We start from the raw sequence: 20,428 nt of genomic DNA on the forward strand, positions 1-20,428 counted from the left end.
AGATACCTGATTAATGAAGAAAAAAGACGAACTCGATGAACAGGACAAGGCGCTGTTTCGCGAGGCCGCCCAGGGTACCCGCCGAATAAAGCAGGATACCATAAGTCCCACCTATCGCTCGGTCAAGCAGAAAGCGTTGGCCCGCCAGGTGCGTGAAGATCTGGGGCTCTCCCATCCCTTCTCCGACAGTTTCGAGCCCTACCTCAGCGACGAGGGCCCCATGCGCTATGTGCGCACGGATGTTTCCAGCTTCGAGGCCAAGCGGCTGCGGCGAGGCGACTATGTGCCGGACATGCTGCTGGATCTCCACGGCCTCACTCAGCAGCAGGCCAAGCTGGAGCTGGCCGCCCTGCTGGAGGCCTGCCGCAGGCAGCACATCCGCTGTGCCTGCGTCATGCACGGTCACGGCAAGCATATCCTCAAGCAGCGGGTGCCCATGTGGCTGGCCCAGCACCCGGATGTCATGGCCTTTCACCAGGCGCCCAAGGAGTGGGGTGGCGACTCCGCCCTGCTGGTGCTGATCGAGCTAGCCCCTTAGCCGCCCTCGGCAGACGCGAGCTTGTGCGCCTGCAGCAGGATATTGCGGGGCGTCAGCGGACGTTCGCAGAACTCCGCCAGGCTCACCCCATAGCCCTGCTCCTGCAGGTAGAGGGCGTAATCACAGAGCAGCCACAGCTCCAGGGGGCGTCGGAACAGCCCCAGCACCAGCTCCATGCGCAGCACTTGGGCCAGCCTGGCCTGGGCCTGTTGCAGATAAGGGGTCACATCCAGCTGGGCGGGCAAGGTCAGCCCCTTGGTGTCGGCCGCCCAGCGGATAAAGGCCAGCAACTCGCCGGCCAGCCGCTCCTTGGCAAAGGAGGGCAAGGGCAGATAGGTCTCCTCGCCGCGCAGGTCGCGCTGCAGAGCATCGAAGGTGAGCCGCCAGCTGAGCTCCTGCCAGCGCAGCCGCCGCACCCGGGCGCCCCCCGTCACCGTTTCCTGCAGGGGCAATTGCAGCTGCCGCCGGGTCAGACCCAGGGCGCTGGCCTGCGCCGCCCGACTTAAGGGCTGGTACTGCTCATGGGCATGCTTGTGATAGCAGCAGGGTGCCAGGCTCAGGCTGGCCACCCCCTGGGCGACACCTTGCTGCAACAGGTGACGGTGCAGATCGCCGCAGGCATGCAGCGCCACCGCCTGCCGCGCCCCGGCCAGCCATGGCCCGCTGCCGGACGCCAACACATCCTGCTGCACTATCTGCTGCGGTAACCCCGCCGACAGCTGACGGGCCGCCTGGCACAGGTCAGCGTCCCACTCCAGGCTCACCACGGGCTGCCCCTGGCGGGCCAGCAGCCGTCCCAGATGACCCTTGCCTGCACACCATTCCAATATATGCCCCTGCCGGTCAGCCGCATCCAACTGCTGGGCGAAGGCCCAGATCTGCGCCCACTTGCGGCCGGGGACATGGGCCGGCGCCGCCATCGGTGCCGAACAAGGCAGGTGAGGCAGCCGGCACAGCGTGGCCAACTCGGCGGCCTGGGGCACCAGGGGCCACAGCAGCGCCTGTCTTCCCAGCGCATCCTGCTCCAGCCCCTGCAGAGCCGGCAGATCCAAGGCAGAGAGGGCCTCACACAGCGCCGGATGAGTGTGTTGCCAGGGCAGGTCGAGATGGTGAAAAGGCTGCACCCGCCACAGTGGCTGGGTTGGCAACAACAGGCGATCGAGGGCAAGAAAACGCGACAGCACGGCCGACTCCCGAAAGTGAGGAAGCCGAGTCTAGGGGCTGACGCGGGCCGGCGCCAGAGGGCAACCCGGCGGCGGCAAAAATAAATAAGGCCAGTCCTGGGGACTGGCCTTAAGGTCCGCGATAAACGCCTTACAGACGGATGCCCAGGGACTGGCGCAGGTAGGCACCGGCTCCCAGCAGACCCGGGTTGGCATGGGTGATGAGGTAGACGGGGATATCCTTGAGATAGGCCTGGAAGCGCCCCTTGTCTTCGAAGGCCACCCGGAAGCCGGAGGACTTAAAGAAGTCGAGGAAGCGCGGCACTATGCCACCGGCGATGTAGACGCCCCCGAAGGTGCCCAGATTCAGCGCCAGGTTGCCGCCGAAGCGCCCCATCAGCACGCAGAACAGGCTCAGGGCCCGACGGCAGTCGGTGCATTCGTCGGCCAGGGCTCGCTCGGTCACATCCTTGGGCAGCAGATCCTCAGGCTCACGGCCATCGGCCTTCACCAGGGCACGGTACAGATTCACCAGGCCAGGCCCGGAGAGCAGACGCTCGGCAGAGACGTGACCCAGATCCTGGCGCATCACCTGCAATACCGCATCTTCTTCCTCACAGTTGGAGGCGAAGTCCACGTGACCGCCCTCGCCGGGCAGGCTCAGCCATTGGCTGCCGGTATGCACCAGGTGCGCCACCCCCAGGCCGGTGCCAGCACCATAGACGGCGATGGGCTTGCCCGCCTGGGCATGGCTACCACCAAACTGCAGCTTGTCCTCGTCCCCCAGCACAGGGATGGCCATGGACACGGCGGTGAAGTCGTTGATGATTTCCAGGTGCTGCAGCCCCAGGTTGGCCTTCATCTCCGCGATGGAGAACTCCCAGGTATGGTTGGTCATGGCCACCCAATCCCCTTGGATGGGACAGGCGATGGCGATGCAGGCATCGTCCACCTGGGTGTTATGTTCTTCCAGATACAGGCGGACCACCGCCTCCAGACTGGGATGATCAAGACCGGAATAGGTCTTTGCTTGTGAAATGTCGCCAGTGGTCATGTCACACAATGCCAGACGGGCATTGGTACCGCCGACGTCCCCTACCAGGGCAAAACTCGCCATAAACAACTCCTTACTGACCAAAACTTACTGACCAAAACAAAATGCCGGATATTCTCGTTATTGTGGGAGCGGATTTTACCCGCTGTCGCCTCGCAGAAATACAACCGTGATCACAGCCAGATCAATAAATGCCGCGATTGTAGTAGTTTTATTACAAAACCCTGCCGCAGCCGGCGATAATCTGCTAGATTTAGCCTGTTGTAAGTAATTTTAAGACAGGCCGCACACTTTACCGTCAGGCCTGTGCTGTTGGCCTCATTTTGGGTATAGGCTGCTAACTCAATAGGTTAGCCACTGTTGGCAGGCCGCTTCCCTCGGGGGCAACCCAAACCTGTATCTGAGCATTTCGCATGAATACGTTGGAAAAAATCAGCAAATATCTTGACAGTTTCAGTAAATCCGAACGCAAGGTAGCCGAGGTGATCATGGCCTCGCCCCAGACGGCTATTCACTCCAGCATCGCGGCCCTGGCCAAGATGGCGGACGTGAGCGAGCCCACTGTCAACCGCTTCTGCCGCCGCCTGGATACCAAGGGATTCCCGGACTTCAAGCTGCATCTGGCCCAAAGCCTGGCCAATGGCACACCTTACGTGAACCTGCACGTGGAAGAGGACGATACGCCCGAGGCCTACACCGCCAAGATCTTCGAGTCCACCATCGCCTGCCTGGATGTGGCGAAGAACAGCCTGGATACCCAGACCCTCAACCGCTGTGTGGATCTGCTGACCCAGTCCAAGAAGATCTCCTTCTTCGGCCTGGGCGCCTCCTCCTCGGTGGCCCACGACGCCCTGAACAAGTTCTTCCGCTTCAACATCCCGGTGGCCTGCTTCGACGACATCATCATGATGCGCATGGCCTGCATCAACTGCACCGAAGGGGATGTGGTGGTGGTGATCTCCCACACGGGCCGCACCAAGGCCCTGGTGGAAATCGCCGCCCTGGCGCGGCACAACGACGCCACCGTCATCGGTATCACCGCCAAGGACTCGCCCCTGGCGCGGGAATGTAGCCTGGTGCTGTCCATGGATGTACCGGAAGATACCGATGTCTACCTGCCCATGGCCTCCCGCATCGCCCAGCTGACGCTGATCGATGTGCTTGCCACAGGATTTACTCTGCGACGAGGTCTTAAGTTCCGAGAAAATCTAAAAAAAGTGAAAGAAGGCATCAAAGATTCCCGGTTTGAAAGCTTTCACCAATGATTCGAAAAAACGCCTCCCTCGGGAGGCGTTTTTTCTGCCCGCCTCACGGTATCGCACGCCCCCCCCTTCGTGTAGAATCCGGCTATTCGTTACGGTTTTTAACACTGTGCAGTAATGGTGTAACCCAGGGTAATACCCGCACCTGTTGCGCATGCCGTCGCTGATTTTCATGCTCATACAAACTTTACTCTGGAGAGAAAGATGTTAAGACGCACTAAGATCGTGACCACATTGGGTCCGGCTACCGACCGTGAAGGGGTTCTGGAGAATATCATCCAGGCCGGCGCCAACATGGTTCGAATGAACTTCTCCCACGGCTCCGCCGAAGATCATATCGCCCGCGCCAACCTGGTGCGGGAGTTGGCAGCCAAGCTGGGTCGTCATGTGGCCATCCTGGGGGATCTGCAAGGCCCCAAGATCCGCGTCTCTACCTTCAAGGACGGCAAGATTTATCTGACTCTGGGTGACAAATTCATCCTGGATGCCACCCTGGGTAAGGGCGAAGGGGATCAACAGCAGGTAGGCATCGACTACAAGCAACTGCCGGAGGATGTGGTGCCCGGTGATGTGCTGCTGCTGGACGATGGCCGCGTGCAACTGCAAGTGGAACGGGTGGAAGGCAGCCGCATCTTCACCTGTGTCACCGTCGCCGGTCCCCTGTCCAACAACAAGGGCATCAACAAGAAGGGTGGCGGCCTGTCCGCCCCGGCCCTGACCGACAAGGACAAGGAAGACATCAAGACGGCCGCCGCCATGGCCGTGGACTACCTGGCCGTCTCCTTCCCCCGCTCCGGTGCCGACCTCAACTATGCTCGCGAGCTGGCACGCGAAGCCGGCTGCAACGCCAAGATCGTCGCCAAGGTGGAACGGGCGGAAACCGTGGCCACTGACGAAGCCATGGAAGACGTGATCCTGGCCTCCGATGTGGTGATGGTGGCCCGTGGCGATCTGGGGGTGGAAATCGGTGACTCCGAGCTGATGGGGGTACAGAAGAAGCTGATCCGCACCGCCCGTCGCCTGAACCGCGTGGTGATCACCGCCACTCAGATGATGGAGTCCATGATCAAGGCCCCTCTGCCCACCCGGGCCGAAGTGATGGACGTGGCCAACGCCGTGCTGGACGGTACCGATGCGGTGATGCTCTCCGCCGAAACCGCCGCCGGCGACTTCCCGGTGGAAACCGTCAACGCCATGGCCAGCGTCTGCCTGGGTGCCGAAAAGCACCCCAGCGTGAACGTCTCCAACCACCGGATGAACTACACCTTCAACTCCATCGAAGAGTGTGTGGCCATGGGCGCCATGTATGCCGCCAACCACATGGCCGGCATCAAGGGCATAGTCACCATGACGGAGTCCGGCACCACCCCGCTGCTGATGTCTCGCCTGAGTTCCGGCCTGCCCATCTTCGCCATGTCCCGCCATCAGCAGACCCTCAACTGGGCCACCCTGTTCCGCGGCGTGACCCCGGTGTACTTCGATGGCGACGAGAACCTGCCCGTGCTGCAGTTCTGCCTGGACGCCTTGAACGTGCTCAAGGAGCAGGGCTATGTGAAGGCGGGCGATCTGGTGATCGTCACCCACGGCGATAAGCTGGAAACCACCGGCAGCACCAACACCTGCAAGCTGATCACGGTAGAGTAATCCGCCACCTCGGCATCAAGACGCCCACCCTAGGTGGGCGTTTTTTATCCTCCCGGCCACTGAGCGTCCGCCAGCTCAGCCGCGGCAAAGCTGTCCACCTGCAAGGCCAGGGAACGCAGCCGCTCGGCCTCCTGCAACGCGGCCGCCTCGCTAGCCGACAGCAACCCCGTCTCTTGCGCCGCAGCAACCAGCTCCGTCATGCCGATCTTGTTGGGCAGTTCACCCCGCTTCTGGGCCTGTAGCAGGCGATCATGCAAGGGCGCTACCGCCTGCAGCCGGACGAAGGCCAGCTCCACCCGCCCCACCGGATCCTGCTCCGTCAACGGACATTGATGCAGCGTCATTAATCCCTGCCGCAGCCCATCCACCACCAGCATGGCCTCCGCCAACTGGCCAATCAGCCGATCCGAGGGGCCGGCATATCCGTTGCCGAAGGGAAAGATCCAGCGCTTGAGCAGCCAACCCAACCAGCGCCAGGGCAGATTGGCGCAGACCCCCACCACGGCGAGCCCGATCTGCTGCAGACTGTGCTGCAGGGCATAATCCAACAGCAGGCGATCTTGGGTCTGGGCGCCATCGTCCTCGAAGCGCTTGAGGGTGGCCGACGCCAGGTAGAGTTGGCTTAACCAGTCCCCCAACCGGGCGGTCAGCAGCTCCCGCCGTTTGAGCCGCCCCCCCAGCAACAGCATCACCAGATCGCTGGTCAAGGCCAGCGCCCGGCTCATACGGCTCAGCTGACGGTAATAGCCGGCCTGATAGCCAGGCACAGGCGCGCGCTCCAGCCGGCCCAGGGTCAAGCCCGAAGCCAGGGTCCGCAGCAGATGGCTAACAAAGCGTCTGGCGTGCTGACGCAGCAGGCGATCGAAGCCCGCCAGGCCATCCGGCGCATGGAGACAGGCCATCTCCTGGCGCAGGAAGGGATGGCAGCGCACCGCCCCCTGGCCATAGATCATCAGACTGCGGGTGAGGATGTTGGCCCCCTCCACCGTGATGGCGATGGGAATGCCCATGTAGTGATAAGCCAAATAGTTGCTTCGGCCCAACATGATGGCCCGGCCGGCGTGAACATCCATGGCATCCAGCAGACAGCGGCGGGCCAATTCGGTGATGTGGTACTTGGCGATGGCAGTGGCCACCCCAGGCCTGGCCCCCAGATCCAGGGCCGTGGTGGTCAGCTGGCGGGTGGCATCCATCTGATAGCTGAGGCCGGCGATGCGCGCCAGGGCCTCTTGCACCCCTTCAAAGCGGCCGATGGACTGACCGAACTGCCGGCGCACGAACGCATAGGCCGAACTGCTGCGACAGGCCAGCTGACCGCAAGCTGTGCCCAGCGCCGGCAGCGAGATACCCCGTCCCGCGCTCAGGCATTCCACCAGCATGCGCCAGCCCTTGCCGGCCCAGGGCACACCGCCGATCAGGCTGTCCAGCGGAATGAAGACCCCCTCGCCGCGAATGGGACCGTTCAAGAAGCGCTGGCCCATGGGAAGATGCCGCGCCCCTATCTGGATCCCCGGCAAATTAGCCGGGATCAGGGCACAGCTGATCCCATACTCCGTCTGCGACCCCAGCAGGTGATCCGGGTCGACCAACTTGAACGCGAGACCGATGACAGTCGCCCGTGGGGCTAGGGTGATATAGCGCTTGTTCCAGTCCAGCCGGATCCCCAGCACCTCCTGTCCCTGCCACATCCCGCGGGTCACCACCCCCAGATCCGGGATGGCCCCCGCATCCGAGCCCGCCTCGGGCCCCGTCAGGGCAAAGCAGGGTATATCCTCCCCGCGGGCCAGCCGCGGCAGCCAATAGTCCTGCTGCTCCTGAGTCCCATAGTGCAGCAACAGCTCCGCCGGGCCCAGGGAGTTGGGCACCATGACGGTGACTGCGGCGCTTAGATTGGCCGCCGCGATGCGCGCCACTATCTGTGAGTTGGCATAGTGGGAAAATTCACGGCCACCGTAGGCCTTGGGGATGATGAGGGCAAAAAAACCCTCCTGGGCAAGAAAGGTCCACAGCGAGTCGGGCAGATCCTGCTGCTGCGGATTCCCAGGCAGGGCCGCCAGGCGCTCTAGCAGCTCGGCCACCTGATGCGCCATGAAGGCCTGCTCCGCCGCACTCAGGCTGGGCCGAGGCAGCTCACGCAGGTGCCGCCAGTTTGGCCGCCCGGCGAACAGCTCGCCCTCCCACCAGACTGAGCCGGCCTCGATGGCTTCCTGCTCGGTGGCCGACAGGGGGGGCATGGCGTGGGCCAGATAGGCCATGAGCGGACGGCTGATGAGGTGCTGCCGCCAAGGCGTGTGCAACCAGATGGCTAGCGGGATCCCCAGGATCACCAACAGCAGAAGAATGGACAACATGCTGCCTCCCTCCCCTTCCCGGGAACGGCGACCGGCACAGGCACGTCGGCCGGCCACCGCATGGAACGGTGGTTAGACCAGTAGCGATGTGATAAGTAAGGCACAGGATGCAGACGCAGGGACTTTTTTGTCTTTTTTTCTGCCCGAGGTGAACTTTTTGCGACAAGCCGCACTCTATATAAGTGCCACTGCAATTAAGCATTAAGTCTTTGCCCAGCTAGCTTCCCTGTTATCTGGGCTTTTTTTTGTCTGTCGAAGATGGAAGGAACAGCGATGTCGTTGGCAACGGCGCCTATCGAGATCAAATTGGCCGTGGATATCATCCAGTGGCTGGAGGAAAACCAGATCCCGGCTGCCCAGGTGCTGAGCGCCCTGGCCCTGGTCAAGCGTGATTATGAGCGCAAGCTGCTGGCCGAGCAGACCAGCGACCAGACGCACGGATGCCCCAAACCCGGGGACAAGCCGCCATCACAAACAAAAGGGGCCTAAAAGGCCCCTTCAATGTATGCCGATGCGAGCGCTTACTCGTCATCCTCCAGATAGGCATAACCCTGCAGGCCCGCTTCCAGATCTGCCAGCAGATCGGTGCGGATCTGCTCATCCACCGACAGATCGGCGGCCAGCCGCCGGTAGTTTTGGCGGATGCGATCCGGGTTGATGTTCACATAGCGCAGCAGGTTATCCACCGTATCCCCCTTGGTGATATGGCTGATCACCGGCTTGCCATCGGCATCCAGGCTGATATCGGCACTGTGGGTATCGCCAAACAGGTTGTGCAGATCCCCCAGGGTCTCCTGATAGGCCCCCACAAGGAAGAAGCCCAGATAGCAGGTTTCGTCCGGGCCAAACTCCGGCATGGGCAGCGTGGTCTCCACCCCGACCCCGTCCACATAGTGGTCGATCATGCCATCCGAGTCGCAGGTGATATCCAGCACCACACCACGGTGTACCGGTGGCCGATCCAGCCCGGTCAGCGGCATGACGGGGAAGATCTGATCGATACCCCAGGCATCCGGCAGGGACTGGAACAAGGAGAAGTTGACGAAGCACTTGTCCGCCAGCTTCTCATTGAGCTCATCCAGCATGGCCCTGTGCTGACGGTTCACCGGGTTGAGCAGCGCTTTGACCCGCAGGCACAGGTTGATGTGCAACTCTTCGGCCCAGGCCCGTTCGGACAGGTTCATGAAGCCCATGGTGTACTGGGCATGGACATCCGCCAGGTCTGAGACGGAGTCGTGGAAAATTTCCAGCAGCCCCGGATCCTCATCGTTGAGCTCTTCCCAGCTGCGCCACATGTTCTGCAGCAACAGGGGCGCCGTCTCTTCCGGGGGATCCAGCTCGCGCTGCTGTACCGACTCGGTACCTATGATGTTGGAGACCAACACCGCATGGTGAGCGGTGAGGGCGCGGCCCGACTCACTGATGATGGTGGGATGGGGCAGCTCGAACTCACGGCAGATGTCACCTATGCCCCAGACCACGTTGTTGGCATATTCGCGCAGGCTGTAGTTGGCGGAACAGTGGCTCTGGGAACGGGAACCTTCGTAATCGACCCCCAGACCGCCGCCGACATCCACCACCTGGATGTCCGCCCCCAGGCGACGCAGCTCGGCATAGAAGCGGCCACACTCGCGGATCCCGCCTTGAATGTCCCGGATGTTGGCGATCTGGGAGCCCAGGTGGAAGTGCACCAGCTGCAGACAACCCAGCTTGTCCTCCTGACGCAGCCGCTCCACCATGCGCAGGATCTGGGCGGCGCTGAGGCCAAACTTCGACTTCTCGCCACCGCTGGCCTGCCACTTGCCAGAGCCTTGAGAGGCCAGACGTGCCCGCACCCCGATGCAGGGTTCGACCCCCAGCTGAGCGGCCTCAGAGAGTACCAGCTCCAGCTCGGAGGTCTTCTCCACCACTATGTAGACCTTGTGGCCCATCATGTTGCCAAGCAGGGCATGGCGGACGTATTCCCGATCCTTGTAGCCGTTGCAGACGATGACGGAGCCACGGGCGTGACGGTGCGACAACACGGCCAACAGCTCGGGTTTGGAGCCAGCTTCAAGACCCAGGCGGGGCTTGTCCTGGTAGGCGCGAGTGATGGACTCCAGCACCTGATTTTGCTGGTTCACCTTGATGGGATAGACACACTGATACTGGCCTTCGTAGCCATAGCCTTCGATGGCCTGCTGGAAGGCACCAAACAGCGCATCGACCCGGCTCTTGATGATGTCGGGGAAACGCAGCAGCACGGGGGCCGCATAGCCCTGGCTGCGAAGTTGCTCAATCACGTCCTTGAGCACGATACGACAGTCGGGGCGGCTCTTATCCGGCGCCACCACCACCTGTCCTTGTTCATCCAAATGAAAAAACCCCCCACCCCAGTAGGGCAGGTTGTACACCTTCAGGGCGTCCGAAGCGGACCAATTCGTCATGGACTATGCCTCACAATAAGACAGCGGATCCGGCTGTCATTACTGCCAATCTCATCCAACCTCCCCGGGCAGAACGCCACGGGCGCGTTGGTACAAAGCACCGCTGCCACCAGGGCAGTCGGTCTAAGGCCGGTCTTGCGACCTATCGCCATCCCCCGACAGGACGATGAACGAATGCATTGAGCATATCGCATCTGATCCCCCACAGCGCCCTGTCAGCCCCGCAAAGGCAGAGCCCCAAGGTAATCCTTAGGGCTCTGATGCAACCATGCACTTTTCGCGGAGTGTACACAGTCTGCCGGCACGACGCCAAGGGAAAAAGCCGTCAGATCCGCCACGAAAATGAGGCTTAACGGAATAAATGATTAGCGTGTCGCAAGGAGTGCATATAATTGCATTGGACTGGGGACGGCGCAGCAGACGGAATGCAGTTTGAACGCCATCCCTCCAGCACAATTGCCCACGCCAGACGGCAAGTTCAGCAAGATGCGGCGCGAGAGACTCCTCGACTGGTCAGTTAACCAGTGCCGGACAAAAAGTGCCTATGCAGAGGTGGCAAGCAACGCGCCCCCGATCAGAAGGCGCATCAGACGAACGATTAACGCTCGGCGGCGGTGAGGAACTCATGCCGGGTGGCGGCGTTGGTCTTGAAGGAACCCCCCAGGGCCGTGGTAGTGGTGACGCTGGTGGCATCCTGAACCCCCCGCGCCTTGACGCAGTAGTGGGTCGCCGTGATGCTAATGGCCACATCATCGCTGCCCAGCAACGTCTGCAAGGCCACCAACACCTGCTGGGTCAATCGCTCCTGTACCTGGGGGCGCTTGGCAAAGAACTGCACGATACGATTGATCTTGGACAGGCCAATGACCTTCTTGCGCGGGAAGTAGGCCACGGTGGCATAGCCATCAATGGTGACGAAATGGTGTTCACAGGTGCTGGTCAGGCTGATGCGGCTGACCTTGATCATCTCATCCATCCCCATCTTGTTCTCGATCACTGTGATCTTGGGGAAGGCACTGTAATCCAGGCCAGAGAAGATTTCGTCCACATACATCTTGGCGATGCGCTGGGGGGTCTCAGCCAGGCTGTCGTCGGTCAAGTCCAGCCCCAACACCTGCATGATCTGCTCCATGCTAAGCGCGATTTGCTGGCGTTTCTCCTCGGCAGATAACCCGTTTTCCAGACGAGGGGTTTCCAGGCCGCGGGCCTCCAGGGCAGAACGGACCTGCAGGGCTTCTTGACTCAGCGCGCTCATTACTTCTCTCCTGCACCAAACGGCATGCATTGCAACCCCAGCAGCTCAGCACAGAGGGCTGGCAGGGCCGGTTCGGGCGGGCATTATACCCCTGGTGGTAGCCCCGCCCGTTACATATTTTTCCTGTGTCACGCCTTTGCAATCTGCAACGACGCAAATGACACCCTGTTTGCAAAATGCAAATCCAAATGACTCTGCTCTAGCAAAATGACCCACAGGAACGGCAAATCAAGCAATTAGCGGGAAAAATCGCCCCAGAAAAAGTTGGCACACATTTTTCATATATAACGATGTAAACCAGTTTTATCCCGTGCTCTCTTCGGCTTATTGCTGAAGTTTGGTCAACTCACTACTAGGGTTGGCCATTTTTTTTGACCGCAAAAAATAATGGGCTCACATGGACCCATTTTGTCGCCGTTACTAGCCATGCAGGGCCCGGGGTTCACTGACCAGATCCTGGATCGCCATCAGACTGTGGGGCAAGCTGGTCTTGAGCTGATTGACCCATTGCTGAATGATATGCCAATCGTGGCGACGGCAAGCCTGCTCCAGATGCTGGGCATGGTCATGACAAACCAAGGCCCCATAGGTGGCACAGACCGATTTGAGGGTATGAGCCAACAGACAGAGCTCTTCTGCATCATGACTGGCGAAGGCATTGTCGATGGCCAGCAGATTTTGCTGGCCATCTTCCACAAAGATCTGAACCAGCGCCGGCAGCAGCTCTTCACCTGTGTCTTGCCCAAGACGGGCGAAGACCTCCCGTGAGATCCACTCCATTGATTTACTCCCGTGCTTATATATCCCACCAGGGTGGGGCTGATTGCATCAGCGTTATCGTTGAGAAATGAGTGCCGGACCGTGGGGACAAAACCAGCCTCATTTGCATATAGGATAAAGTATCCCGTAGCCGGTCGCCAAGCTGGTCCGCCGTGTTCCAGGCAAAAGCCGGCAGCGGCATAACAGCTTGGGGCGCCAAGGACTGCAGGATCCCAGCCAGGGCAACCTGGGGCGTGCGGCGGGACGTTACGCCGCCAGCGCAGCAAGCCGGGCCCGGCCCGCGGGCAATGCGGACCTCAGCCGACGACGATGGCACGCCAAGCTAGCCAGTCGAGCGAGCGCGCCCTCCAGGGGCAGGTAGCAGGCTCGCGGCCTCACGGGGACAGGTCACGCCCACTAGGCCGGATTGGGAATATCCAAGAAGCGCACTTCCAGGCCGTGGTGGGCGGCCAGCCACTCCCCCAGCGCCCAAACGCCGTAGCGCTCGGTGGCATGGTGGCCGGCGGCAAAGAAGTGAATGCCCAGCTCCCGGGCCACGTGGATGGTCTGCTCCGACACTTCCCCCGTGATGAAGGCATCCATACCGGCTTCCGCCGCCTGCTGGATGAAGCCTTGTCCACCACCGGTACACCAGGCCAGCCGTTCTATGGGCCGGCCACAGGGGGAGGCTTCATACAACACCTCTCTGCCCAGCACCCCGGCCAGATGCGCCTGCCACTGCTCGCCGGTCACGGGCATCGGCAGCTCACCTTTGAAAATCAGGCAGTTGGGATCCTCCGGCTGCAGGGTGGACACGGCCCCTATGCCCAGGCGAAGGGCCAGCTGAGCGTTATTGCCCAGCTCAGGGTGACCGTCCAACGGCAGATGATAGGCAAACAGATTGATGTCATGGGCCAGCAGGGTTTGCAGGCGATGCTTCTTCATACCCCGGATAGCTGCCGGTTCATTGCCCCAAAAATAGCCGTGATGGACCAGGACGGCATCCGCCTGCCAGGCCACCGCCTCGTCCAGCAGCGCCTGACAGGCGGTCACCCCGGTCAACAGGCGACGAATGGGACGACGCCCCTCCACCTGCAGGCCATTGGGGGCATAATCCTTGTAACGCCGCGCCGCCAGCAGCTCATCCAGTTCGGCTTCCAGTGCAAGATTGGTGAGCATCGCAACCTCCTAACCGGCCGGGCTATAGACAATGATCTTGCCGGCGGTACCGCCCACCTGATTGACCTTGGGCAGCATGGCCTCCAACCGGGAACGGGACACATCCGGCCCCACCACCACCCGGTGCAGCAAGCCTTGGGGATGATTGACCAACTGAATGCCGGCGGGATAGCCGGCGGCCCGCAGGCGGCCCACCAGGGCACGGGCATTGTCGCCGTTTTGGAACACCCCCAATTGGATGATCCAACTGCCGCCGGAAGCCGCCGCACTGGCCGTCACCGTCGTCGGGCGGCTGGTGACACTGGTGACCGCAGGCTTGCTTAAGGTAGGCTGCGCCTCCACCACCTCGACCCCACCGCTGCTTCGGCTGCTGCTGGCGACGCTCGCCGTGGCAGAGGGGACGGCGGTTGCCGGTTTGCTCGCTACGGCCGGCTTGCTATCGGGCACAAAGGGCTTGATCTCATAGGCCGGCTTGGCCTGGGCCACCGGTTTAGCCGGCTCGGCAACCGGCTTGGGCGTTGGCGCCACCGGCTGAGGCTTGGACACGGGTTGCGCCTTGGCGGTGAGGGGCTGGCTTTCCACCGGTTTGCTGGCCACCGGTTTGGCAGCCACCGGCTGCGGGGCGACCGGTTTGATCTCGGCAGGTTTAACCGGTTCAGGCTGAGGCTGGGTGTGGGGCCGGGCCTGAGCCACCACCTCGGCACCGGCGGGGACGACCTGATTGGCCGCCGGCTCGCCACCGCCGTTGAGTGTCACGGGTGCTGCGACTTCGTCCATCTGCCAGGACTCGGTTTGCTCGGCGGAAGACGTTTGGGCCGTCGCCAGGCTCTGCGCCTCACTGGCCGCCTGGGGTCTGGGTAAGGGCGCCGCCTCCGGTTGCAGGGGAATGGCGGCCACCGGCACCGTGGGGGTCTTGGGCTTGCCGGTGAGGATGTCTGGCAAGAAGATCACCCCCAGGGAAACCAGAATCACGCTGCCAATCAGGCGATTTTGAAATTGTGAAGCCAAGACCACTCCCTATTTCGCTCAAAGTTGCTCGCGGGCCAAGACATCGGCGACCGTGTAAAAGGAACCAAATACCAGGATCATATCCAGTGGCTGGGCCGCCGCCAAGGCCGCACCGTAGGCACTGTCCACATCCGCATGACAGCTAAGCTGAGTTGCCGCCGGCAGACTCGCCGCCAGTTGGGCAGCCTTGGCCGCCCGGGGGCCATGCAGATCCGCCAGAAACCAGGCATCAAACAGCTCCGCCACTTCCGCCAGGGTACCGGCGATATCCTTATCCTGCAGCATACCCACCACCGCCAGGCGGCGCCCGGCTGCCGGCATACGCCGTAACGCCGAGGCCAGATAGGCGGCCGCATGGGGATTGTGCGCCACATCGACCCAGACGGACGGCGTCTGCCGCACCTGTTGCAGACGACCGCTCAGGCGTGCCGATTGCAGACCCTGGCAGACCGCCTCACGGTCCACCGGCAAGCCCAGGCTGATGAGGGCCGCCACCGCAGTGCCGGCATTGGCCAAGGGCAGCACCGGCAGGGGTAACCCGGACCAGCTGACGCCCAGCCCATCGAAACACCAGCGGCCATCCTCTTGGCGAATCACATAATCCCGCCCCACCTGCTTGAGATCAGCCTGGCACTGCTGAGCCTGCTCGGCCAGGGTCGCCGGCGGTTGCGGTTCGCCGGAGATGGCCGGCCGGCCGGCACGGAAGATCCCCGCCTTCTCCCTGGCTATGCTCTGGCGATCCGGTCCCAGCCAGTCACAGTGATCCAGGGCTATGCTGGTGATCACAGAGACATCGGCATCCACCAGGTTGGTGGCATCCAGCCGTCCGCCGAGCCCCACCTCCAGCAGGGTGACATCCGGCGCGGCCTGACGAAACAGCCAGAGGGCGGCCAGGGTACCAAACTCGAAAAAGGTGAGGGACAGAGCCTCCCTGGCTTGCTCCACCTGGGCAAAGGCCTGGCAGAGAGCCTCGTCTGAGACGAACTCCCCGTCGAGGCGCACCCGCTCGTTGTACCGCAACAGGTGGGGGGAGGAATAGACACCCACCCGATAGCCCGCCGCCGTCAGCATGGCCTCCAGCATGGCACAGGTGGTGCCCTTGCCGTTGGTGCCACCGACGGTGATCACCTTGCCGGGCAGACGGTCCACCCCCATGCGCCGGGCGACTAGGCCCACCCGCTCCAGCCCCAGATCGATGGTCTTGGGGTGGATCTGCTCCAAATAAGAAAGCCAGTCGGCCAACGACTGGCTTTGAAACAGCGATGTCTGGCTCACAGCATCAATCCTGGATCACCTGGGTATGCATAAACTTGGCAACCAGCTGGGCCAACCGGTCCCGCATCTGCCGGCGATCTATGATGAGGTCCACGGCGCCCTTCTCCAGCAGGAACTCGGAGCGCTGGAAGCCTTCCGGCAGCTTCTCCCGCACCGTCTGCTCGATGACCCGCGGACCGGCGAAACCGATCAGCGCCTTGGGCTCCGCCACGTTGATGTCCCCCAGCATGGCCAGACTGGCCGACACGCCCCCCATGGTGGGGTCGGTCAGCACTGAGACATAGGGCAGGCCGGCGGCGGACAGGCGGTTGAGGGCGGCACTGGTCTTGGCCATCTGCATCAGGGAGAACAGCGCCTCCTGCATGCGGGCCCCGCCGGAGGCGGAGAAGCAGATCAGGGCGCGTCGCTCCTTGAGACACTCCTCGACGGCACGGACAAAGCGCGCGCCCACCACGGAGGCCATGGAGCCGCCCATGAAGGAAAACTCGAAGGCACAGGCCACCACGGGGACCCCCTTGAGCAGACCCTTCATCACCACCAGGGCATCCTTCTCGCCCGTCTCCTTCTGCGCCGCCTGCAGGCGCTCCTTGTAACGCTTGGAGTCCTTGAACTTCAGGGCGTCCTGCGGCTCCAGTTCGGCCCCCAGTTCGCTGCGGTGCTCGGCATCCAGCAACCGCTCCAGGCGAGCCCGGGCGCCGATGCGCATATGATGATCACACTTGGGACAGACGCACAGATTGCGCTCCACCTCGGCCCGGTACAGCACCTGCTCACAGGCGGTGCACTTGGTCCAGACGCCTTCGGGAATGTTGTGCCGACGGGAGCTATCGCTCTGGGGAAGAATTTTCTCAAGCCAGCTCATGAAATACCTTCATGTAGTTGTTGGAATAGCGCCTCGGGGTAGTGAAATGAAGTTTTCATCTACGCCTGAGCGCCTAGCTAACGGACGATTTAACCATAAATGCCTGACATTGTTTACTGAAAACTGGTCATACCCGGCTCATTGTCCGGTAGCCACAGGGGCCCCAGGCTGGGCCGCGGCAAGGCAAAGGTTTCCGGATAGGTGACGTCCACCAGATACAGGCCGCCCGCCTTGGCGGTAGCGCCGGCCTGCTCCCGGTCGCGCAGCGCCAGCAGCTCGGCAATCCAGGCCACAGGCCGCTCCCCGCGCCCCACCAGCAAGAGGCTACCCACTATGTTGCGCACCATGTGATGCAAGAAGGCGTTGGCACGAATATCCACCACCACGTAAGGCCCATAACGGAACACCGCCAGGTGAGTCAGGTTGCGAAACGGGGTGCGGGACTGGCACTGCACGGCGCGAAAGGAGCTGAAGTCATGCTCCCCCAACAGCTGTTGGGCGGCCAGATGCATGGCCGGCACATCCAAGTCGCCATGGTAATGGCTGATCCCCGCGCCGAGGATCCCGGGCCTCAGGTTGTCGTTGTAGATGACATAGCGATAGCGGCGAGCCGTGGCGGAGAAGCGGGCATGAAACGCCTCCGGCACCTCCTGGGCCCAGCGCACGGCGATATCCGCCGGCAGATTGGCATTGGCCCCCAGGGTCCAGGCGGCCAGCTTGCGCGGGGTTGGGCAATCAAAATGGATCACCTGACCGGTGGCATGCACACCGGCATCGGTACGCCCGGCACACTGTACCTCCACCGGATGCGCGGCGATGCGGGAGAGTACCCGCTCCAGCTCAGCTTGGACGCTGATCACCTCACGCTGCCGTTGCCAGCCATAGTAGCGGCTGCCGTCATATTCGATGCCCAGAGCGATTCGCATCTCTTCCCCCTAAAAAGAAACAGGGCGCGATTATACGAAATCGCGCCCCGGAGTGAAGTCACCGCCCGATCAGCTTAGCCGTTTGAGCAGCTTGTCGGCTTCCGCCTGTTGTTGTGGATTGCCCTGGGCCAGCGCCTCTTGCAACAGCTCGCGGGCGCTCTCCTTGTCGTCGATCTCCAGGTAGGCCCGGGCCAGATCCAGCTTGGCCCCCACCCCGCCATCGTCGGCATCCACGTCCACGTCGTTAGCCTGGGAGAGCATGTCCGGGAAGTCGTCCAGCCCGGTATCCAGATCGAAGGAGGGATCCTTGCCGGACTCGTCAGCACCCTGCGCCTCGGCCTGGGCCAACAGCTCGTCAATCTCAAGGAACGGCTCCCGGCTCGGCGCCACGGGTGCCGGCTGGGGTGCCGCGTCCACCTCGGCGGTTGCTTCGTGGTGATCGAGCTCTATCTCATCGGCGGCACTATACCAATCGGCCGTCTGCTCGGCGGCGGGAGCCGTGCCAAATTGCTCGGCCAACTGACGCAGGGACTCCTCCTCTATGCTGGTGGTCCGGCCGGCTGCCGCCTCGCTCTCCAGCGGTGCCGGCTCGACCTGGGTCTCGTCGGCCTGCTCGAGGGAGGACACCGTCTCGGCGACCTCTGTCACCTCCGGCTCGGGGGACAGGGTAGCCGATTCAAATTCCAACGCCTCGGCCTGGGCCGCCGCCTCCGGCATATCCAGCTCGTCCAGCCCCTTGAGATCCAGCCCCTCAAAGTTGCTCTCCACCATCAGGGCATCATCTTCGGCCTCCGGCGCCAGGTCGGTACCGAGTGCGTCCAGTGTCTCATCGGCCAGCGGCGCCTCCTCCGCCAAGGCACTCTCGAAGGCGGACAGATCCAATTCCCCCTCCTCTTCGAGGGCCGGCAGCTCCAATTCCGGCTCGGAAACCTGTTCGGTCACCCCCAGCTGGGCCAGCAGATCATCGGCATCCTCGAGACTCTGCTCGCTGTCGGTCAGCTCGACCACCTCGTCAACCTGGGTGTCGGCAGCGGCCTCGTCCTCCCGCCAGCTCAGATCCGGCAGCTCCATCTCCTCCAGATCATCCCCATCATCCGGGACGGACAAATCCAGGCTGCTGGGCGCCAGATCCTCCTCGTCCTCCACCGCAAACTGAGGGGCATCGTCCAACGGCAGCAGATCTTCGTCTTCCTCCTCGGACTCAGGGAAGGGGGCGACCGTCTCGCCAAGGTCCAGTTCACTCAAGGCAAAATCCGCCTCATCCAGACCGGCATCCAGCTGGGGCGCCGGACTCAGGGTCTCATCTGCCTCATCCAGATCCGGCAGCTCCTCATCGGCGGCGACGTCAGCCGTCAGCAACTGGTCATACTGGCTGGCATCCTGCTCCATCTGCAGCGCGGTGGACTCGGCCAGCTCGGCCTCACGGGCCTGCAGCTCGCGCATGGCCCGCGCCCGTAGCCAGAGGCTGCCCAGGGCCAGCAGCAACAGGATCGGCAGCAGTATGACCAGCACCAGGTTTAGCGGCGACGACAGCAGCTGACCGAAGAAGCCCTTGTCAGACTCACCGGCCGGCTGATTAGCTTGCAGCTCGCTCAACTGACTCTGCAGCTGGACAACCTGTGCCTGTAGCTCTGTCTGTTGCGCCAACTTGCCGTTGAGGTCCGCCAGTTGGGCATCCTGTTCCTGCACCCGCAGCTTGAGGCGGTTGTTGTTCTCGGACAGCTGGGCAATCTCGGTTTCATACTCGCCCAGCTGGGACTGCACACCCTCTTGGCCCTGAGGCGTCGGCTCGGCGGCTGCCATGGGGGGCGTCTGGCTTGCGGTATCCGGCGAGACCACCGCCTTGACCGCCGCATCCACTTGAGTCGGCTCGCCTTGGGAGGCAATTTCAATCTTGCTGCCCTCCATCGCTTGGCTGGCGGCTTGTGCCGGTTCGGCTGCCTGCGCCGGCTCGCTGGGCGTAACAGGCTGGGCGGCTAACTTGCTGTCATCCGGGGTCAGCTTGACCTCGGGCTTCACCTCGATGGGGGCCTGTTTGGTCGGTGAGATCTGAGGTGTCGGCTTGGCCGCCACGGTAGCAACGGGCTGAGCGACGGCGGCCGGGGTGGCTGAGCGAGCCAGCAGGGCCGAGCTGACTCGTCCGCTCCGTACCGCTTCACGGGCCGCGACATCGTCCTCTGCCTGGGCCTCCGCCAGGGTCGGCAGCTGCAGCATGGCCCCCTTGTAGATGGAGTTGAGCCGGCCGTTGGCAAAGGCCTGGGGGTTCTTGCGATAGATGGCCATCAGGGTCTGATACAGGGTGACACCGTTGCCGGGAATGCTGCGCTGGGAGATGGACCAGAGGGTGTCATCGGCCCGCACCGGACCATAGGTGCCGGCCGCAGAGCGTGGGCTCGACAGGAAGCTGGTGGCGGCCGTCGTCTGACGCGTCGCCGGCTGCGCACTGGCCGGTTGAACGTTGGCAGGCTGGGCCACGGGCTTGGGGATCAGGCTGGGGGCCGGTGCGGCCGAATCCGGGCCTTTGATCTCGACATAGAATTCATCGAACTGCTGGGCCGCCTGTGCGGTGGCCGTGAGTTCCAGGCAAAGCGCCACAGCCAGCGCCAGACGGGAGACAGATAATCCCATAATCGTTCCTTCGTGATGTAGCCCCATTTGACATCAAATGAGCCTTGTCTGCATGGCAGCAATATAAACCACTCACCCTGGGCATTCTAGAGGTCAGG

The 20,428-nt window shown here is 62.4% G+C and carries 16 protein-coding genes; 4 read left to right on the forward strand and 12 right to left on the reverse strand.

What is annotated here, in order from left to right:
- Positions 1–13: 13 nt before the first annotated feature.
- Positions 14–538 (forward strand): endonuclease SmrB, encoded by a 525-nt coding sequence (smrB, locus tag ABHF91_RS10260; protein WP_409420201.1) that lies wholly within the window; start codon positions 14–16, stop codon positions 536–538.
- Here the strand turns inward: smrB and ABHF91_RS10265 are convergent.
- Together ABHF91_RS10265 and glk are read right to left on the reverse strand one after the other, a co-directional pair.
- Positions 535–1,722 (reverse strand): methyltransferase, encoded by a 1,188-nt coding sequence (locus tag ABHF91_RS10265; RefSeq protein ID WP_409420202.1) that lies wholly within the window; start codon positions 1,720–1,722, stop codon positions 535–537. The two genes, smrB and ABHF91_RS10265, sit on opposite strands and share 4 nt — an antisense overlap.
- A 130-nt stretch (positions 1,723–1,852) precedes the next feature.
- A complete protein-coding gene (gene glk / locus ABHF91_RS10270; RefSeq protein WP_409420203.1) occupies positions 1,853–2,818 on the reverse strand; it encodes a glucokinase in 966 nt (321 codons plus the stop codon).
- A gap of 350 nt (positions 2,819–3,168) precedes the next feature.
- Between glk and ABHF91_RS10275 the strand changes: the two genes are divergently transcribed.
- Positions 3,169–4,020, forward strand: coding sequence for a MurR/RpiR family transcriptional regulator (locus tag ABHF91_RS10275; protein ID WP_409420204.1), 852 nt, complete (start codon positions 3,169–3,171; stop codon positions 4,018–4,020).
- A 201-nt stretch (positions 4,021–4,221) separates the two neighbouring features.
- Positions 4,222–5,661 (forward strand): pyruvate kinase, encoded by a 1,440-nt coding sequence (gene pyk / locus ABHF91_RS10280; protein WP_409420205.1) that lies wholly within the window; start codon positions 4,222–4,224, stop codon positions 5,659–5,661.
- A gap of 44 nt (positions 5,662–5,705) precedes the next feature.
- Here pyk and ABHF91_RS10285 read toward each other — a convergent pair whose 3' ends face one another.
- Entirely contained in the window at positions 5,706–8,003 is a 2,298-nt protein-coding gene (locus tag ABHF91_RS10285) for an acyl-CoA dehydrogenase (protein WP_409423106.1), read from the reverse strand.
- A gap of 282 nt (positions 8,004–8,285) precedes the next feature.
- Between ABHF91_RS10285 and ABHF91_RS10290 the strand changes: the two genes are divergently transcribed.
- Entirely contained in the window at positions 8,286–8,501 is a 216-nt protein-coding gene (locus tag ABHF91_RS10290) for a DUF2496 domain-containing protein (protein ID WP_409420206.1), read from the forward strand.
- 32 nt (positions 8,502–8,533) lie between these two features.
- Here the strand turns inward: ABHF91_RS10290 and speA are convergent, their stop codons facing one another.
- The 9 genes from speA to ABHF91_RS10335 form a co-directional block, all read right to left on the reverse strand.
- A complete protein-coding gene (gene speA, locus ABHF91_RS10295; protein ID WP_409420207.1) occupies positions 8,534–10,438 on the reverse strand; it encodes a biosynthetic arginine decarboxylase in 1,905 nt (634 codons plus the stop codon).
- Between the two features lie 598 nt (positions 10,439–11,036).
- Positions 11,037–11,693, reverse strand: a complete 657-nt coding sequence (gene folE / locus ABHF91_RS10300) for a GTP cyclohydrolase I FolE (protein WP_409420208.1) — start codon at positions 11,691–11,693, stop codon at positions 11,037–11,039.
- Positions 11,694–12,113: 420 nt separating this feature from the next.
- On the reverse strand, positions 12,114–12,473 hold the full coding sequence (locus tag ABHF91_RS10305; RefSeq protein ID WP_409420209.1) for an Hpt domain-containing protein: 360 nt from the start codon (positions 12,471–12,473) through the stop codon (positions 12,114–12,116).
- Positions 12,474–12,869: 396 nt separating this feature from the next.
- Complete coding sequence (locus ABHF91_RS10310; RefSeq protein WP_409420210.1) at positions 12,870–13,631, reverse strand: Nif3-like dinuclear metal center hexameric protein; 762 nt, start codon at positions 13,629–13,631, stop codon at positions 12,870–12,872.
- A 9-nt stretch (positions 13,632–13,640) separates the two neighbouring features.
- Complete coding sequence (locus tag ABHF91_RS10315) at positions 13,641–14,639, reverse strand: SPOR domain-containing protein (RefSeq protein ID WP_409420211.1); 999 nt, start codon at positions 14,637–14,639, stop codon at positions 13,641–13,643.
- An 18-nt stretch (positions 14,640–14,657) separates the two neighbouring features.
- Positions 14,658–15,914 carry a bifunctional tetrahydrofolate synthase/dihydrofolate synthase gene (gene folC / locus ABHF91_RS10320; protein WP_409420212.1) on the reverse strand — a complete coding sequence of 419 codons (1,257 nt, stop codon included), beginning with the start codon at positions 15,912–15,914 and terminating at the stop codon, positions 14,658–14,660.
- Positions 15,915–15,918: 4 nt separating this feature from the next.
- Entirely contained in the window at positions 15,919–16,776 is an 858-nt protein-coding gene (gene accD, locus ABHF91_RS10325) for an acetyl-CoA carboxylase, carboxyltransferase subunit beta (RefSeq protein WP_409420213.1), read from the reverse strand.
- Positions 16,777–16,889: 113 nt separating this feature from the next.
- A complete protein-coding gene (truA, locus tag ABHF91_RS10330; protein ID WP_409420214.1) occupies positions 16,890–17,702 on the reverse strand; it encodes a tRNA pseudouridine(38-40) synthase TruA in 813 nt (270 codons plus the stop codon).
- Positions 17,703–17,771: 69 nt separating this feature from the next.
- Positions 17,772–20,330 (reverse strand): FimV/HubP family polar landmark protein, encoded by a 2,559-nt coding sequence (locus ABHF91_RS10335; RefSeq protein ID WP_409420215.1) that lies wholly within the window; start codon positions 20,328–20,330, stop codon positions 17,772–17,774.
- Positions 20,331–20,428: the final 98 nt, after the last annotated feature.

Origin of the sequence: Pseudaeromonas aegiceratis (assembly GCF_046254905.1) — a bacterium.
Lineage (GTDB): Bacteria > Pseudomonadota > Gammaproteobacteria > Enterobacterales > Aeromonadaceae > Pseudaeromonas > Pseudaeromonas aegiceratis.